At 72.2% G+C, this 16,009-nt stretch carries 10 protein-coding genes; 7 read left to right on the forward strand and 3 right to left on the reverse strand.

What is annotated here, in order from left to right:
* From MUU72_RS12325 to MUU72_RS12335, 3 genes are all read left to right on the forward strand, one after another.
* Window positions 1-451: ComF family protein (locus tag MUU72_RS12325; protein ID WP_248013239.1), on the forward strand; the 451-nt coding region annotated here is incomplete at its 5' end.
* A gap of 786 nt (window positions 452-1,237) precedes the next feature.
* On the forward strand, window positions 1,238-1,933 hold the full coding sequence (hpf, locus tag MUU72_RS12330) for a ribosome hibernation-promoting factor, HPF/YfiA family (protein WP_248013240.1): 696 nt from the start codon (window positions 1,238-1,240) through the stop codon (window positions 1,931-1,933).
* A 234-nt stretch (window positions 1,934-2,167) separates the two neighbouring features.
* Complete coding sequence (locus MUU72_RS12335; RefSeq protein ID WP_248013241.1) at window positions 2,168-2,926, forward strand: response regulator; 759 nt, start codon at window positions 2,168-2,170, stop codon at window positions 2,924-2,926.
* A gap of 69 nt (window positions 2,927-2,995) precedes the next feature.
* Here the strand turns inward: MUU72_RS12335 and MUU72_RS12340 are convergent, their stop codons facing one another.
* Both MUU72_RS12340 and MUU72_RS12345 read right to left on the reverse strand, forming a co-directional pair.
* Entirely contained in the window at window positions 2,996-4,318 is a 1,323-nt protein-coding gene (locus MUU72_RS12340) for a winged helix-turn-helix domain-containing protein (protein ID WP_248013242.1), read from the reverse strand.
* Window positions 4,319-4,364: 46 nt separating this feature from the next.
* Window positions 4,365-4,988 carry a GNAT family N-acetyltransferase gene (locus tag MUU72_RS12345; RefSeq protein WP_248013243.1) on the reverse strand — a complete coding sequence of 208 codons (624 nt, stop codon included), beginning with the start codon at window positions 4,986-4,988 and terminating at the stop codon, window positions 4,365-4,367.
* Between the two features lie 298 nt (window positions 4,989-5,286).
* Here MUU72_RS12345 and secA point away from each other — a divergent pair, with 298 nt between their 5' ends.
* Window positions 5,287-8,127: a preprotein translocase subunit SecA gene (gene secA / locus MUU72_RS12350; protein ID WP_248013244.1), complete on the forward strand. Its 2,841-nt coding sequence runs from the start codon at window positions 5,287-5,289 to the stop codon at window positions 8,125-8,127.
* A gap of 109 nt (window positions 8,128-8,236) precedes the next feature.
* Here secA and MUU72_RS12355 read toward each other — a convergent pair whose 3' ends face one another.
* Window positions 8,237-8,971: an Rv3235 family protein gene (locus MUU72_RS12355; protein ID WP_248013245.1), complete on the reverse strand. Its 735-nt coding sequence runs from the start codon at window positions 8,969-8,971 to the stop codon at window positions 8,237-8,239.
* A 279-nt stretch (window positions 8,972-9,250) separates the two neighbouring features.
* On the opposite strand from MUU72_RS12355, the gene MUU72_RS12360 reads away from it, so the two are divergent.
* The 3 genes from MUU72_RS12360 (at window position 9,251) to MUU72_RS12370 (ending at window position 15,878) form a co-directional block, all read left to right on the forward strand.
* Window positions 9,251-9,757: a DUF6912 family protein gene (locus MUU72_RS12360; RefSeq protein WP_248013246.1), complete on the forward strand. Its 507-nt coding sequence runs from the start codon at window positions 9,251-9,253 to the stop codon at window positions 9,755-9,757.
* Window positions 9,758-9,860: 103 nt separating this feature from the next.
* Complete coding sequence (locus MUU72_RS12365) at window positions 9,861-10,523, forward strand: HAD family hydrolase (protein WP_248013247.1); 663 nt, start codon at window positions 9,861-9,863, stop codon at window positions 10,521-10,523.
* Between the two features lie 396 nt (window positions 10,524-10,919).
* The gene (locus tag MUU72_RS12370; protein ID WP_248013248.1) at window positions 10,920-15,878 is read left to right on the forward strand and encodes an NAD-glutamate dehydrogenase; all 4,959 of its coding nucleotides are present in this window, start codon (window positions 10,920-10,922) and stop codon (window positions 15,876-15,878) included.
* Window positions 15,879-16,009 lie beyond the last annotated feature (131 nt).

Consider the following 16,009-nt stretch of genomic DNA (forward strand, 5'->3'; position numbering starts at 1 on the left):
GCGGGGGGTGGGGGGAGGGGGTGGGGGTGCCCCCCTCCTGGCCGATACCCCCTTCCTTCTGGTCCCCGTTCCCTCGGCGCGGGCTGCGGTGGCCGGGCGGGGGCATGATCCGGTGCGTCGGATCGCTCGCTCGGCCGCGGCCGAGCTGCGGCGGGCGGGTGCCGGGGTGTGGACGCCGGCCGTGCTGCGGCAGTGCCGGGCCGTGGTCGACCAGGCGGGGCTGGACGCCCGGCAGCGGCTGGTGAACGTCGCCGGCGCCCTGGAGGTGCCGGGGCCCGCGCGGCGGCTGCTGGCCGGGGCGCGGGTGGTGCTGGTGGACGATCTGGTGACGACGGGGGCCACGCTCGCCGAGGCGGCGCGGGCGGTCCGGGCGGCCGGGGGCCGGGTGGCCGGGGCCGCGGTGGTGGCGGCGCCGCGCAGTTCTTTCCTGTTCAACGACAACGGATGGTGAACGGGTGGCGTGCCGTTCAAACGGCGGGCACCAGCGGCAGAGGGACGCACCGTTCAGATGACGGCGTCCGCCGGGGCCGGACGGCAGCGAGGAGAGCAGCGATGCCTACGGGGAGCGATGATCAAGCGAGGGGAGCGATGATCAAGCGACGGCCACCGGGAAGGACGGCCACCGGGAAGCAGGACCGCGGGGAGCGCCGACCAGACGGAAGAGCCTGCCAGGGCCCGTACGCGCCGCACCGGCACCACCCACCAGCCCTGTCCCCTCCCTGACCCGCGGCTCCCGCCCTGATCAGCCCCGTTCTCACTCGGTCAGCCCGTGACCAGCCCCATGCCCCCTGCACCCATCCTGGGCCCGCCCTGACCCATCCCCTTCTCACCTCCTCTTCAGCCCCCTCGTCCCACCCCCCGACAGCCCCCTCCGACGCCCCCGCGAAGGGGCTCCGTGGGGTGTGGTTCAACTGGAACTCGGTGGGGGTGCCCTTCGTTGCTGGTAGTGAGCGGCGATTTTCACCCAAACGGAGCTGGTGGGGACGAGGGGGTGCCGACACCCGTCCAGTAGAGCTATGTTCGGTTGTGAGGACTTGGCGGACGCTTTGCCTCGGATGTCGTGATGCATGCGTTTCGGGGTCTTTCGGCGATCCTGAAAACGCGGGAGTGGAGTTGTTGTCCGTGGGGGAGGAGGAGGTGAAAGTCGCCAGTCCGAGGCTCCGGCACTCACCGGGGCCTGGTGCAAGAAGGAGCTGCTCCGCTTGCTGAGCGGGGCGATCCGGGAACGGAGTTCTGCGTGGACATCGTCGTCAAGGGCCGCAAGACCGAGGTGCCCGAGCGGTTCCGCAAGCACGTGGCCGAGAAGCTGAAGCTGGACAAGGTCCAGAAGCTCGATGGCAAGGCGATCAGCCTGGACGTCGAGGTGTCCAAGGAGCCCAACCCGCGGCAGGCCGACCGTTCCGACCGAGTGGAGATCACCCTCCGCTCCCGTGGCCCGGTGGTCCGGGCCGAGGCGGCCGCAGCCGACCCGTACGCAGCGCTGGACCTGGCGACGGCCAAGCTGGAGGCGCGCCTGCGGAAACAGAACGACAAGCGTCACTCCCGCCGCGGCAACGGCCGCATCCCGGCGAGCGCGGTGGCGGTCACCGTGCCCGACGCGGCACGGCTGAACGGCCACGGCCTGACGGCCGCGGAGGAGGCCGCCGAGCAGGGCAAGGTGCCGACCACCCGGATGGGGTCGCTGGAGATCCTGGGCGAAGGGCCCGTCGTCGTCCGGGAGAAGACCCACTCGGCCGCGCCGATGACGCTCGACCAGGCGCTCTACGAGATGGAGTTGGTCGGACACGACTTCTATCTCTTCGTCGACGCCGAGACCAAGCAGCCAAGTGTCGTCTACCGGCGGCACGCATATGACTACGGCGTCATCCACTTGAATTCCGACGCGTTCGGAGAGGAATCGCCCGGTGGCGCAGGCGGCGCACTGGGCGGCTGACCCCCACCCGTTCGGTGCCCCCGGCGTACGCCCGGGGGCACCATCGTGCCTGCGGAAGGCTGGAGTTGAAGCCGTATAGTGTTTGTGTCAGCCGGGGAGTATGTGGGCGCGAAACGGCGACATGCCGGGGAGACGGTCGTATGGGATTGATCGGGCCGGCCGCAATGGGCTGTTGTCAACCAGCCTTATATCCAAGCTCTGGCCCTTCGGCCGAGTAGTTGACGGGGAGGAACCATGGGGGAGAGTTTCGGGCCCGTACGGGGCGCCGGGGGGGACGACGTCTGCGCGGCGGTGGCCGGCGAGGGGGACGGGGCCGCGCGGGTGCCGCGCAAGGAACCGATCCGGGTCCTCGTCGTGGACGATCACGCGCTCTTCCGCCGCGGTCTGGAGATCGTGCTGGCGCAGGAGGAGGACATCCAGGTCGTCGGCGAGGCCGGGGACGGCGCGGAGGCGGTGGACAAGGCCGCCGACCTGCTGCCCGACATCGTGCTGATGGACGTGCGGATGCCCCGGCGCGGCGGAATCGAGGCGTGTACCTCGATCAAGGAGGTGGCCCCCAGCGCGAAGATCATCATGCTGACGATCAGCGATGAGGAGGCCGACCTCTACGACGCGATCAAGGCCGGTGCCACCGGCTACCTCCTCAAGGAGATCTCCACCGACGAGGTGGCCACCGCGATCCGGGCGGTCGCGGACGGGCAGTCGCAGATCAGCCCGTCGATGGCGTCCAAGCTTCTGACGGAGTTCAAGTCGATGATCCAGCGCACCGACGAGCGCCGGCTGGTGCCCGCGCCGCGGCTCACCGACCGGGAGCTGGAGGTCCTCAAACTCGTCGCCACGGGGATGAACAACCGCGATATCGCCAAGGAGTTGTTCATCTCCGAGAACACCGTCAAGAACCATGTGCGGAACATCCTGGAGAAGCTCCAGCTGCATTCCCGGATGGAAGCGGTGGTCTATGCGATGCGGGAGAAGATTCTCGAAATCCGGTGACGTGCGGCCGGGGAATCCGGGGCCGGGTGCCCCGGATCCGCCGCCGGCCGCGCGCCGGGCGGGGTGAGATCAGGCCGGAGAGCCCTGGCCGCTCGCGTGGTCCGCGGCGGGGGCCGGGTCACCGGTGCGGGTGAGTTCGGTGCGCAGGGCGGCGGCCAGGTGCGGGTCGTCGCAGCGCTCGACGCGGATGTCGTCGCAGCCGACCCAGGACGCGGCCTCGCGCAGCGCCTCGGCCATGGGGCGTACGGCCTTGGGGCCTTGGAGGGAGAGCTGGCGGGCGACCAGGGTGCGGCCCTCGCGGGCCGGGTCGACGCGGCCGACCAGCTTGCCGCCGGCCAGCAGGGGCATCGCGAAGTAGCCGTGTATCCGCTGGGGCTTGGGGACGTATGCCTCCAGGCGGTGGGTGAAGCCGAAGATCCGCTCCGTCCGCGGGCGGTCCCAGATGAGGGAGTCGAAGGGCGAGAGCAGCGTCGTGCGGTGCCGGCCGCGGGGCGGGGTGTCGAGCGCCGCCGGGTCGGCCCAGGCGGGCCCGGTCCAGCCCTCGACCGCCACCGGCACCAGCCCGGTGTCCGGGAGGACGGCGTCGACCTGTTCGCGCCGGAGGCGGTGGTAGTCGGCGAGGTCGGCGCGGGTGGCCACGCCCAGGGCGGCGCCGGCCTGGGCGACCAGGCGCCGTATGCAGGCGGTGTCGTCGAGGTCGTCGTGGAGCAGCGGTGCGGGGACGGCGCGCTCGGCGAGGTCGTAGACCCGCTTCCAGGCGCGGCGCTCGGTGCAGACCACCTCGCCGGTGTCCAGCAGCCACTCCACGGCGATCTTGGTCTCGGACCAGTCCCACCACTCGCCGCCCTTGCGGCCGCCGCCCAGCTCGGTGGTGGTCAGCGGGCCCTCGGAGCGGAGGCGGTCCAGGACCGCGGCGCAGGAGCGGGCGGAGTCCTGGAGGTGGTGCCACCGGTGGCCCTTGGCGCGGCGGGCGCGGCGGCGGAAGGCGAAGAGCGGCCACTCCTCGATGGGCAGGATGCACGCCGCGTGCGACCAGTACTCGAAGGTGTGCGGGCGGGCGGGGGCGCCGTCCCGCCGGCCCGGGGACCAGTAGGCGGTCTCGACGGCGGTGCGGCCGACCGGGCCGAGGCGGGCGTAGGGGACCAGCTCGTGGGAGCGGGCGAGCACGGAGATCGTGTCGAGCTGCACCGCGCCCAGCCGCCGCAGCACGCCGCGAACGCCGTCCCGTCGCCCGGCACCGCCCCGGGCGGAAGTGCTTCGCGCTGCTGTGACACGCCGGCGGTCCGGGGCGCCGAGCAGGCCCTGGGCGCGCAGCGCGATCCGCCGGGCGTCGCCGGCGGAGAGGGTGGTCACGGGGCGTGGTGCGGGCTCTCGCTGCGTCGCTGCGGTCATGTCGCACAGGGTAGGGGCGGGCACTGACAATGCCCGGGGGCCGGGGTCAGCGGGGGTAGGGGAGGTACGGCGTCGGTTCGGGCGCGGGGAGGGAGGCGGATCCGTCGGGGGCGGTGTCCGGGGGGAGGTCGGAGGGGAGCAGGGAACCGATCCAGATGTCCCGGCGGATGCCGCCGCGGACCAGTTTGGCGCGCAGGGTGCCCTCGCGGTGGAAGCCGGCGGCGCGGGCGACCGCCCAGGAGGCGTCGTTGCCGGCCTCGGCGTGCCACTCCAGGCGCTCCACGCCCAGGTCGCGGAAGGCCCAGCGGACCACCGCGCGGGCCGCTTCGGAGGTGTAGCCCTTGCCGCGCTGCTCCCTCGCGGTCCAGTAGCCGAGCTCGGCCTGGCGCTCGGGGGTGCGCAGCTGGGCGAGCCGGACCAGGCTCATGGCGCCGACGAGGGTGCCGCCGTCCCGGGTGACGACGGCGAAGGTGTAGAGGGTGTCGTCGCGCCAGCCCTCGGGGGCGGTGGTGCCGACGTAGCGTTCGGCGTCCTCGCGGCCGTAGGGCGAGGGGACGGGGGTCCAGCGGGGGATGGCGGGGTCCTGGCAGGCGGAGTGTACGGCGGGGGCGTCGGCGGGCCCGAAGGGGCGCAGCAGCAGGCGGCCGGTGGTGAGGGTGACGGGCTCCATGGGGTGAGTCTGCGGTGCCGCGGGGCCGGCGGCGAACCGTTTTCGCGGTGATTCCGGGCACGTTCGCGGGGCGGCGCGGGGTGGCCGCCGCGCGGCCCGGTGGAAAACTTTTCCGGCACCTTCTCGCGGGCTCGTGCGTTGACGTGGCGAGGGGTCTGCGGGCTCGGCTGCGGCGGACCTCCCGGCCGGACAGCGTCCTCCTTTACGATGGCCGTTGCGGCGGGGCCTGCCCCCTTGGAAACATGCCGCGCCCGCGCACTCGACCGTGCAGGCCCGACCGGCAAGGAGACCAGCCCAAGTGTCCGTCTTGACGAAGATCATGCGTGCAGGCGAAGGAAAGATCCTGCGCAAGCTGCACCGCATCGCGGGCCAGGTGAACTCCATCGAGGAGGACTTCGCGGCCCTCTCCGACGCCGAGCTGCGGGCGCTCACCGACGAGTACAAGCAGCGCTACGCCGACGGCGAGAGCCTGGACGACCTGCTGCCCGAGGCGTTCGCCACGGTCCGCGAGGCCGCCAAGCGGGTGCTCGGCCAGCGGCACTACGACGTCCAGCTGATGGGCGGCGCGGCGCTGCACCTCGGCTATGTCGCGGAGATGAAGACCGGTGAGGGCAAGACCCTGGTGGGTACCCTCCCGGCGTATCTGAACGCGCTGTCCGGCAAGGGCGTCCACCTGATCACGGTCAACGACTACCTCGCCGAGCGCGACTCCGAACTCATGGGCCGGGTGCACAAATTCCTGGGCCTGTCGGTCGGCTGCATCCTGGCGGACATGACGCCGGCTCAGCGCCGTGAGCAGTACCACTGCGACATCACGTACGGCACCAACAACGAGTTCGGTTTCGACTACCTGCGCGACAACATGGCGTGGTCGAAGGACGAACTGGTCCAGCGCGGCCACAATTTCGCGATCGTCGACGAGGTCGACTCGATCCTGGTGGACGAGGCCCGTACGCCGCTGATCATCTCCGGTCCGGCGGACTCGGCCACCAAGTGGTACGGGGACTTCGCCAAGTTGGTGCAGCGCCTCAAGCGGGGCGAGCCGGCCAACCCGCAGCGCGGTGTGGAGGAGACCGGGGACTACGACGTCGACGAGAAGAAGCGCACCGTCGGCATCCACGAGTCCGGGGTCACCAAGGTCGAGGACTGGCTGGGCATCGACAATCTGTACGAGTCGGTCAATACGCCCCTGGTCGGGTACCTCAACAACGCGATCAAGGCCAAGGAGCTGTTCAAGCGCGACAAGGACTACGTCGTCATCGACGGCGAGGTCATGATCGTCGACGAGCACACCGGCCGCATCCTGGCCGGCCGCCGCTACAACGAGGGCATGCACCAGGCCATCGAGGCCAAGGAAGGTGTGGAGATCAAGGACGAGAACCAGACGCTCGCCACGATCACCCTCCAGAACTTCTTCCGCCTCTACGACAAGCTCTCCGGCATGACCGGTACGGCCATGACCGAGGCCGCCGAGTTCCACCAGATCTACAAGCTCGGCGTGGTCCCGATCCCGACGAACCGGCCGATGATCCGCAAGGACCAGGCGGACCTGATCTACCGCACCGAGCCGGCGAAGTTCGACGCGGTCGTCGAGGACATCGCCGAGAAGCACGGCAAGGGCCAGCCGATCCTGGTCGGCACGACCTCGGTGGAGAAGTCCGAGTACCTCTCGCAGCAGCTGAAGAAGCGCGGCATCGCCCACGAGGTCCTCAACGCCAAGCAGCACGACCGGGAGGCGACGATCGTCGCCCAGGCGGGCCGCAAGGGCGCGGTGACGGTCGCCACCAACATGGCCGGCCGCGGTACGGACATCAAGCTGGGCGGCAACCCCGACACCCTCGCCGAGGCCGAGCTGCGCCAGATGGGGCTGGACCCGGTCGAGCACGTGGAGGAGTGGGCGGCCGCGCTGCCCGCCGCCCTGGAGCGCGCCGAGGCGGCCGTCAAGGCGGAGTTCGAGGAGGTCAAGGAGCTCGGCGGGCTCTACGTCCTGGGTACCGAGCGGCACGAGTCGCGGCGGATCGACAACCAGCTGCGCGGCCGTTCCGGCCGTCAGGGCGACCCGGGCGAGTCGCGGTTCTACCTCTCCCTGGGCGATGACCTGATGCGGCTGTTCAAGGCGCAGATGGTCGAGCGGGTCATGGCGATGGCCAACGTCCCCGACGACGTGCCGATCGAGAACAAGATGGTGACGCGGGCGATCGCCTCCGCCCAGTCGCAGGTCGAGCAGCAGAACTTCGAGACCCGCAAGAACGTCCTGAAGTACGACGAGGTCCTCAACCGCCAGCGCGAGGTCATCTACGGGGAGCGCCGCCGCGTCCTGGAGGGCGAGGACCTCCAGGAGCAGATCAAGCACTTCATGGACGACACGATCGACGCCTACATCCAGGCGGAGACCGTCGAGGGCTTCGCCGAGGAGTGGGACCTGGACCGGCTGTGGGGCGCGTTCAAGCAGCTCTACCCGGTCAAGGTGACCATCGAGGAGCTGGAGGAGGAGGTCGGCGACCGGGCCGGCCTGACCTCCGAGTTCATCGCCGAGGCGGTCAAGGAGGACATCCACGAGCAGTACGCCGCCCGCGAGGAGCAGCTCGGCTCGGAGATCATGCGCGAGCTGGAGCGCCGGGTGGTGCTGTCCGTCCTGGACCGCAAGTGGCGCGAGCACCTCTACGAGATGGACTACCTCCAGGAGGGCATCGGCCTGCGGGCGATGGCCCAGAAGGACCCGCTGGTGGAGTACCAGCGCGAGGGCTTCGACATGTTCACCGCGATGATGGAGGGCATCAAGGAGGAGTCCGTCGGCTACCTGTTCAACCTGGAGGTCCAGGTGGAGCAGCAGGTCGAGGAGGTCCCGGTGGCCGAGGCGGCGGAGCAGGTCCCGGTGGCGCAGGACGGCGGCGAGGCCGTTCCGGCGGCGGCCGGCGCCGGGCGTCCGGAGATCCACGCCAAGGGGCTGGAGGCGCCGCAGCGGCCCGACCGGCTGCACTTCACCGCGCCCAAGGTGGACGGCGAGGGAAGCGTCATCGAGGGTGACTTCGTCAGCGACGCGGAGGGCGACGGCCCGGCCCGTTCGGAGGCCGACGGGCTGACGCGCGCCGAGCGCCGCAAGGCGCAGAAGGGCGGGGGCCGCCGCCGCAAGAAGTGAGCGGCGCCCGCAGCGGGCAGTGACGCGGAGGGCGCTCCGGCCGTGGTGGCCGGGGCGCCCTCCGCGCTGTGCGGGGTCCGCGGTGGGCGGTCCGGCGGCGCCGGCCCCTTCAGCCCGGGGTGCCGGGCGCGTCCGCGGGGAGCGGGCCGAGGTCCAGGGCGGCGCAGCGCCAGCGGGCGTCGGCGCCCAGCTCCAGGCGGAACGCCAGGGCGCGCAGCCGGGCGCCGGTGGCGATGCGGGCGAACGCCTCGATGACGCCGTCGCGCGGGCGGTACAGGCCGCACTCGCGCAGGGCCGGGACGGGGGCGCGCAGGCCCGGCGCCAGGTAGGGGCGCAGCGGCGTGCGCGGGGCGAGTTCGGCGAGCCGGTCGTAGGCGGCGGGCAGGGCGTGGCCGAGGAGGACGTGGACGGGGCGCTGGCCGCTCAGGGTGAGCAGCAGCTGGCGGGCGAACCAGAGGTGGGGCCGGTTCTCCTGGGCGCGCCGCCGGGCTTCCGGGGTGGGCAGCGGGGCGCGGGGCGCCGGGACCGGGGCGTCGGCGGGGCGGGTGAGGTATGGGGTGCGGGTGGGGCCGCGGTTGCCGGACGGGCCGCGGCCGGCCGGGCCGGCGGGGCCGGTGGGGCGGCGGGTGCCGCGGCGGGGCGCGGGCGGGGTGCGCCGTGCGGGGCGGGGCGCGGGCCGGGGCGCGGGCCGGGGCGCGGGTGCGGGCGGGGTGCCGGGGGCGGCGGGGGCGCGGTCGGCGGGTGTGCGGGGTCGCGGGACGGCCGGGGCGGTGTCCGCCGGGGCCGGTCGGGCGTCCGCCGTGGCGCCGGTGGTCGCGGTGTGTGCGCTGGTGGTGTCGGTCATCGCGGTGCCCCCTCGTGCCGGGCCCGGAGTCATTACCGGGCGGTAGCTTCTGGTCGGGGATCCTGTCGGCGGGCCGCGGCGGCGGCAAGGCGCGGGGCGGTCCGCGGTGCGGCGGGCAAATTTCACCCGTCCGTGGCGCCGGCCCGGGATCACGGGGCGACTCCCGCCCGGTCCCGGTCCGGGGGGCCGGCGGGGCGGGCGCCGCGGGCGCGGCACGAAGGGGGACGCACGGCCGTATGCTGGCGGGGCATTCTTCTGGATCTAGCGAGAGCGGCTGCCATGCGTGTCTACGTCCCCCTGACGCTTTCCGGGCTCGCCGACGCGCACGCGAGCGGTGAGCTGGGGACCGGCCCGCTGCTCGCGTACGCCGTGACCCCCGCGCTGCGGGAGTGGTACGTCTCGGACGACATCGAGGAGCTGGAGTACGCGGCCCTGAACCGCGCGGCGCAGGCGTCCCTGCGGCTGCTGGCCGGCCACCCCGAGGTGCCCCGTCGGCGCGTCGTGGTGGCGCTGGACGTCCCGGACCGCAACGCCGCGGTGGATCCCGACCGGGGCCTGGACCCCTCGTCGCTGGGCGAGGTGCGGGTGGCCGGGCCGGTGCCGCTGTCGAAGGCGGCCGCGGTGCACGTGGACTCCCCGGACGCGGTGGCGGACGTGGCGGCGGCCGCGGCGGCGCTGGGCGCGGCGGACCTCGGCGACGACGACGCGCAGTTCACCGTGGGCGGCGCCGAGGACCACGACCTGATGTGGTTCGGGGTGCAGGAGATCCCGCAGTTGCTCCAGTGACGGCCCGGTGCGGCGGTCCGCTGCCCGTCCGGCGGCATTGTCAGTGGCGGCGGGTACGGTTTCTTCCATGGCACGCGCTCGGCGGAAGGACCGGGGGGACAGGATGAGGAAGACCGCCGCACACCTGGTGTGGGACTGGAACGGCACGCTGTTCCACGACACCGACGCCGTCATCGCGGCGACCAACTCCGCCTTCGCCGAGATCGGCCTGCCCCCGCTCACTTTGGAGCGGTACCGCGAGCTGTACTGCGTCCCCGTGCCGCTGTTCTACGAGCGGCTGATGGGCCGGCGGCCGACCGAGGCCGAGTGGCTGCTGATGGACGCCGCCTTCCAGCGGCACTACACCACGCACCGCGCCGGGTGCGGGCTGGCCGAGGGCGCCGAGACGCTGCTGGAGACCTGGCAGGAGGCCGGGCGGAGCCAGTCGATCCTCAGCATGTTCGGCCACGACGAGCTGATACCCCTGGTCCGCGGCCTGGGCATCGCCCCGCGGTTCGTCCGGGTCGAGGGCCGTACGGGCCCGTCCGGCGGGTCCAAGAGCGCTCACATGGTGCGCCACCTGGCGGCCCTGGAAGGCGTCGACCCGGCGCGTACGGTGGTGATCGGGGACGCCGCGGACGACGCGGTGGCGGCGCGGGACGCGGGCGCCCACGCGGTGCTCTACACCGGCGGCTCGCACAGCCGCGGCGCGCTGGCGGCCACCGGGGCGCCGGTGGTGGACAGCCTCGCCGAGGCCGTGCAGGTCGCGGAGGAGCTCGCGGCCTAGGGCCGCGGTCCGCCGCCCTACGCACACGCCACCCCGGACACTCCTTGTCCAGAAGGTCTAAGTTAGGGGTGTGGTTTTACGTGCACGGCGCATAACGGGGCTCTTGCCGGGAGCGATAGCCTTGCACCGTGATCAGCGCGATAGTCCGCGGGGGCGGCAAGGCCCCCGCCGAGCGCCCGGGACACGACAGTGACCGGGCGACCGCTGACCGTTGCGGCCGCCAATCGATGTCGACTTCGTCAAATCTCGTCGACGACGGCACGGCCTCCCCCCATCGCGGCATAGCGTCGACAGCGACAGGACACCCCGCGTCGTGGTGGCGTTGTGCGGCTTCCGCAGCCCTACCCACGTTTTTCCACAACGTCACGCAACGGCGCGCGACAGGAGCCAGAGGACATGCAGACCAAGCTGGACGAAGCCAGGAACGAGCTGCTCGCGAGGGCCGCCCGGGTAGGTGAGAACAGCCCGGCCGGGTGCGCCCCGGTACGCGGGCTCGACCCGGACACCCTCACGGGATACCTCCAGCGCTACTACCTGCACACCGCCCCCGAGGACCTCGCCGACCGCGACCCGGTCGACGTCTTCGGTGCCGCGCTCTCCCACTACCGCCTGGCCGAGACCCGGCCCCAGGGCACCGCGAATGTGCGGGTGCACACCCCGACCGTCGAGGAGAACGGCTGGACCTGCAGCCACTCCGTCGTCGAGGTGGTCACCGACGACATGCCGTTCCTGGTCGACTCGGTCACCAACGAGCTGTCCCGGCAGGGCCGCGGCATCCACGTCGTGATCCACCCGCAGCTGACCGTCCGCCGGGACGTCACCGGCAAGCTGATCGAGGTGCTCGACACCAACGGCGAGCTGGCCGGCCGCAACGGCGGCGCCCGGACCGCCGAGCTGCCGCACGACGCGGTCGTCGAGTCCTGGATCCACGTGGAGACCGACCGGGAGACCGACAAGGAGGACCTCAAGCAGATCACCGCGGATCTGCTGCGGGTGCTCTCCGACGTCCGCGAGGCCGTCGAGGACTGGGACAAGATGCGCTCCGCCGCGCTGCGGATCGCCGAGGACCTGCCCGCCGAGCCGATCGCCGACGACATCCGCGAGGAGGACACCGAGGAGGCCCGGGAGCTGCTGCGCTGGCTCTCCGACGACCACTTCACCTTCCTCGGCTACCGCGAGTACGAGCTGGCCTCCGCGCCCGGCGAGGACGGCACCGAGGAGGACGTGCTGACCGCCGTGCCCGGCACCGGCCTGGGCATCCTGCGCTCCGACCCGCCGCACCGCGAGAGCGACGCCGGCCACCCCGTCTCGCCGTCCTTCAACCGGCTCCCCGCCGACGCCCGCGCCAAGGCCCGTGAGCCCAAGCTGCTCATCCTCACCAAGGCCAACAGCCGCGCCACCGTCCACCGCCCCTCCTACCTCGACTACGTCGGGGTGAAGAAGTTCGACAAGGAGGGCAACGTCACCGGGGAGCGGCGCTTCCTGGGCCTGTTCTCCTCGGCCGCGTACACCGAGTCGGTGCGCCGGGTGCCGGTGATCCGCCGCAAGGTCGCCGAGGTCCTCGACGGCGCCGGCTTCTCGCCGCACAGCCACGACGGCCGCGACCTGCTCCAGATCCTGGAGACCTACCCGCGCGACGAGCTGTTCCAGACCCCGGTCGACCAGCTGCGGTCCATCGCCACCAGCGTGCTCTACCTCCAGGAGCGCCGCCGGCTGCGGCTCTACCTCCGCCAGGACGAGTACGGCCGCTACTACTCCGCCCTCGTCTACCTCCCCCGGGACCGCTACACCACCGCCGTCCGGCTGCGGCTGATCGACATCCTCAAGGAGGAGCTGGGCGGCACCAGCGTCGACTTCACCGCCTGGAACACCGAGTCGGTGCTGTCCCGGCTGCACTTCCTCATCCGGGTCGAGCCCGGCACCCGGCTGCCCGAGCTGACCGACGCGGACGTGGACCGCATCGAGGCCCGCCTGGTGGAGGCCGCCCGCTCGTGGGCCGACGGCTTCGCCGAGGCGCTGACCGCCGAGGTCGGCGAGGAGCGTGCCGCCGAGCTGCTGCGCCGCTACGCCCACGCCTTCCCCGAGGGCTACAAGGCCGACAACAGCCCGCGGGCCGCGGTCGCCGACCTCACCCACCTGGAGAAGGTCGCCGAGGCGCCGGACCGGGACTTCTCGGTCAGCCTCTACGAGCCGGTCAACGCCGGCCCGGGCGAGCGCCGCTTCAAGATCTACAGCCAGGGCGAGCCGGTCTCGCTGTCGAAGGTGCTGCCGGGCCTGAACCGCCTGGGCGTCGAGGTCATCGACGAGCGCCCGCACGAGCTGCGCCGCGCCGACGGCACGGTCGCCTGGATCTACGACTTCGGCCTGCGGATGCCCGAGCACGTCTCGGGCGACGACGCCCGCGAGCGCTTCCAGGACGCGTTCACCGCCGTGTGGACGGGCGCCGCCGAGAGCGACAACTTCAACAAGCTGGTGCTGTGCGCCGGGCTGGACTGGCGCCAGGCGATGGTGCTGCGGGCCTACGCCAAGTACCTGCGGCAGGCCGGTTCGACGTTCAGCCAGACGTACATGGAGGACACCCTCTCCAACAACGTCCACACCACCCGGCTGCTGGTCTCGCTCTTCGAGGCGCGGATGTCGCCGGAGCGGCAGAGCGCCGGCACCGAGCTGACCGACGGGCTGCTGGAGGAGCTGGACGGCGCGCTGGACCAGGTCGCCTCGCTGGACGAGGACCGCATCCTGCGCTCCTTCCTCACCGTCATCAAGGCGACCCTGCGCACCAACCACTACCAGCGCGCCGCCGACGGCCGGCCGCACTCCTACCTCTCCCTCAAGCTGGACCCGCAGGCCATCCCCGACCTGCCGGCCCCCCGCCCGGCGTACGAGATCTGGGTGTACTCGCCCCGCGTCGAGGGCGTCCACCTGCGGTTCGGCAAGGTCGCGCGCGGTGGTCTGCGCTGGTCGGACCGGCGGGAGGACTTCCGCACCGAGATCCTCGGCCTGGTCAAGGCGCAGATGGTGAAGAACACCGTCATCGTGCCGGTCGGCGCCAAGGGCGGCTTCGTCGGCAAGCAGCTGCCGGACCCGGCGCTGGACCGCGACGCCTGGCTGGCCGAGGGCATCGCCTGCTACAAGACCTTCATCTCCGGTCTGCTGGACATCACCGACAACCTCGTCGGCGGCGAGGTCGTCCCGCCGCGGGGCGTCGTCCGGCACGACGGCGACGACACCTACCTCGTCGTCGCCGCCGACAAGGGCACCGCGACGTTCTCCGACATCGCCAACGAGGTCGCCGAGTCCTACGGCTTCTGGCTGGGTGACGCGTTCGCCTCCGGCGGCAGCGCCGGCTACGACCACAAGGGCATGGGCATCACCGCCCGCGGCGCCTGGGAGTCGGTCAAGCGGCACTTCCGCGAGCTGGGCCACGACACCCAGACCCAGGACTTCACCGTCGTCGGCGTCGGCGACATGTCCGGTGACGTGTTCGGCAACGGCATGCTGCTCAGCGAGCACATCCGGCTGGTGGCCGCCTTCGACCACCGGCACATCTTCCTCGACCCCAAGCCGGACGCGGCGACCTCGTACGCCGAGCGCCGCCGGCTGTTCGAGCTGCCGCGCTCCTCGTGGGCGGAGTACGACACCGCGCTGCTGTCGCAGGGCGGCGGCATCCACCCGCGGTCGGCCAAGTCCATCCCGATCAACGCCCAGGTGCGGGCCGCCCTCGGCATCGAGTCCGGGGTGAAGAAGATGACCCCGGCCGAGCTGATGCAGGCCATCCTCAAGGCCCCGGTGGACCTGCTGTGGAACGGCGGCATCGGCACGTACGTCAAGGCGTCGGCCGAGACGCACGCCGACGTGGGCGACAAGTCCAACGACGCGATCCGGGTCAACGGCGAGGACCTGCGGGTCAAGGTGGTCGGCGAGGGCGGCAACCTCGGCCTGACCCAGCTGGGCCGGATCGAGTTCGCCACGGCCGGCGGGAAGATCAACACCGACGCGATCGACAACAGCGCCGGGGTGGACACCTCCGACCACGAGGTCAACATCAAGATCCTGCTGAACTCCGTCGTCGCCGACGGCGACATGACGGTCAAGCAGCGCAACAAGCTGCTGGCGGAGATGACCGACGAGGTCGGCTCGCTGGTGCTGCGCAACAACTACGCGCAGAACACCGCGCTGGCCCTGGCCCTCGCGCAGTCCTCCAGCATGCTCCACGCCCAGCAGCGCTTCATGCGCCGCCTGGTGCGCGACGGGCACCTGGACCGGGCGCTGGAGTTCCTGCCCAGCGACCGGCAGATCCGCGAGCGGCTGACCGCCGGGCGCGGTCTGACCCAGCCGGAGACCGCGGTCCTGCTCGCCTACACCAAGATCACGGTGGCCGACGAGCTGATCCGGACGGGGCTGCCGGACGACCCCTACCTCCAGCACCTGCTGCACGCCTACTTCCCCACCCAGCTGCGGGAGAACTTCACCGACCAGGTCGACGGGCACGCGCTGCGCCGCGAGATCGTCACCACGGTGCTGGTCAACGACACCGTCAACACCGGCGGGACGAGCTTCCTGCACCGGATGCGGGAGGAGACCGGGGCGTCCCTGGAAGAGGTCGTCCGGGCGCACACCGCGGCCCGCGCGATCTTCCGGCTCAACCAGGTCTGGGACGACGTCGAGGCGCTCGACAACGTCGTGGCGGCCGATGTCCAGACCCGGATCCGGCTGCACTCGCGGCGGCTGGTCGAGCGCGGCACCCGCTGGCTGCTCAACAACCGCCCGCAGCCGCTGGAGCTGTCCGGCACCATCGACTTCTTCGCGGAGCGGGTGGCGCAGGTCTGGTCCGAGCTGCCGAAGCTGCTCCAGGGCAGCGACCTGGAGTGGTACCAGACGATCCTGGAGGAGCTGACCGACGCCGGGGTGCCGGAGCCGCTGGCGGTCCAGGTGTCCGGCTTCTCCTCGGTCTTCCCGGCGCTGGACATCGTCGCCATCGCGGACCGTACGGGCAAGGAGCCGCTGGCCGTCGCGGAGGTCTACTACGACCTCGGCGACCGGCTGCGGATCAACCAGCTGCTGGACCGGATCCTGGAGCTGCCGCGCAACGACCGGTGGCAGTCGATGGCCCGGGCCTCGATCCGCGAGGACCTCTTCGCGGCGCACGCGGCGCTCACCTCGGACGTGCTGGCGATGGGCGACGGTTCGGCGTCGCCGGGCGAGCGGTTCGCGGCCTGGGAGGAGGCGAACGCGGCGATCCTGACGCGGGCGCGGGCGACGCTGGAGGAGATCCACGGGTCGGAGGGGTTCGACCTGGCGAACCTCTCGGTGGCCATGCGGACCATGCGGACGCTGCTGCGGACGCACAGCTGAGGTCGGGGGCGGCGCCCGGTGCGCCGCCCCTGTGCCCGCAAGCGCCGGACGGGCCGGGTGCCTGTCCGGCGCTTGTGCGTGGGCGGTGGTGGGGGCTGGGGGTGGGGGCCCGTGCGGGCGGGGTGTCGCTT

The sequence above is a fragment of the Streptomyces rhizoryzae genome (assembly GCF_023155275.1).
In the GTDB taxonomy this organism is placed as follows: Bacteria; Actinomycetota; Actinomycetes; order Streptomycetales; family Streptomycetaceae; genus Streptomyces; species Streptomyces rhizoryzae.

Bases quoted from the DNA above. Each gene is read 5' to 3' on its own strand.
- MUU72_RS12335 (WP_248013241.1), top strand. From the start codon at position 2,168: ATGGGGGAGAGTTTCGGGCCCGTACGGGGCGCCGGGGGGGACGACGTC.
- MUU72_RS12340 (WP_248013242.1), bottom strand. From the start codon at position 4,318: ATGACCGCAGCGACGCAGCGAGAGCCCGCACCACGCCCCGTGACCACC.
- MUU72_RS12345 (WP_248013243.1), bottom strand. From the start codon at position 4,988: ATGGAGCCCGTCACCCTCACCACCGGCCGCCTGCTGCTGCGCCCCTTC.
- MUU72_RS12355 (WP_248013245.1), bottom strand. From the start codon at position 8,971: ATGACCGACACCACCAGCGCACACACCGCGACCACCGGCGCCACGGCG.
- MUU72_RS12360 (WP_248013246.1), top strand. From the start codon at position 9,251: ATGCGTGTCTACGTCCCCCTGACGCTTTCCGGGCTCGCCGACGCGCAC.
- MUU72_RS12365 (WP_248013247.1), top strand. From the start codon at position 9,861: ATGAGGAAGACCGCCGCACACCTGGTGTGGGACTGGAACGGCACGCTG.
- MUU72_RS12370 (WP_248013248.1), top strand. From the start codon at position 10,920: ATGCAGACCAAGCTGGACGAAGCCAGGAACGAGCTGCTCGCGAGGGCC.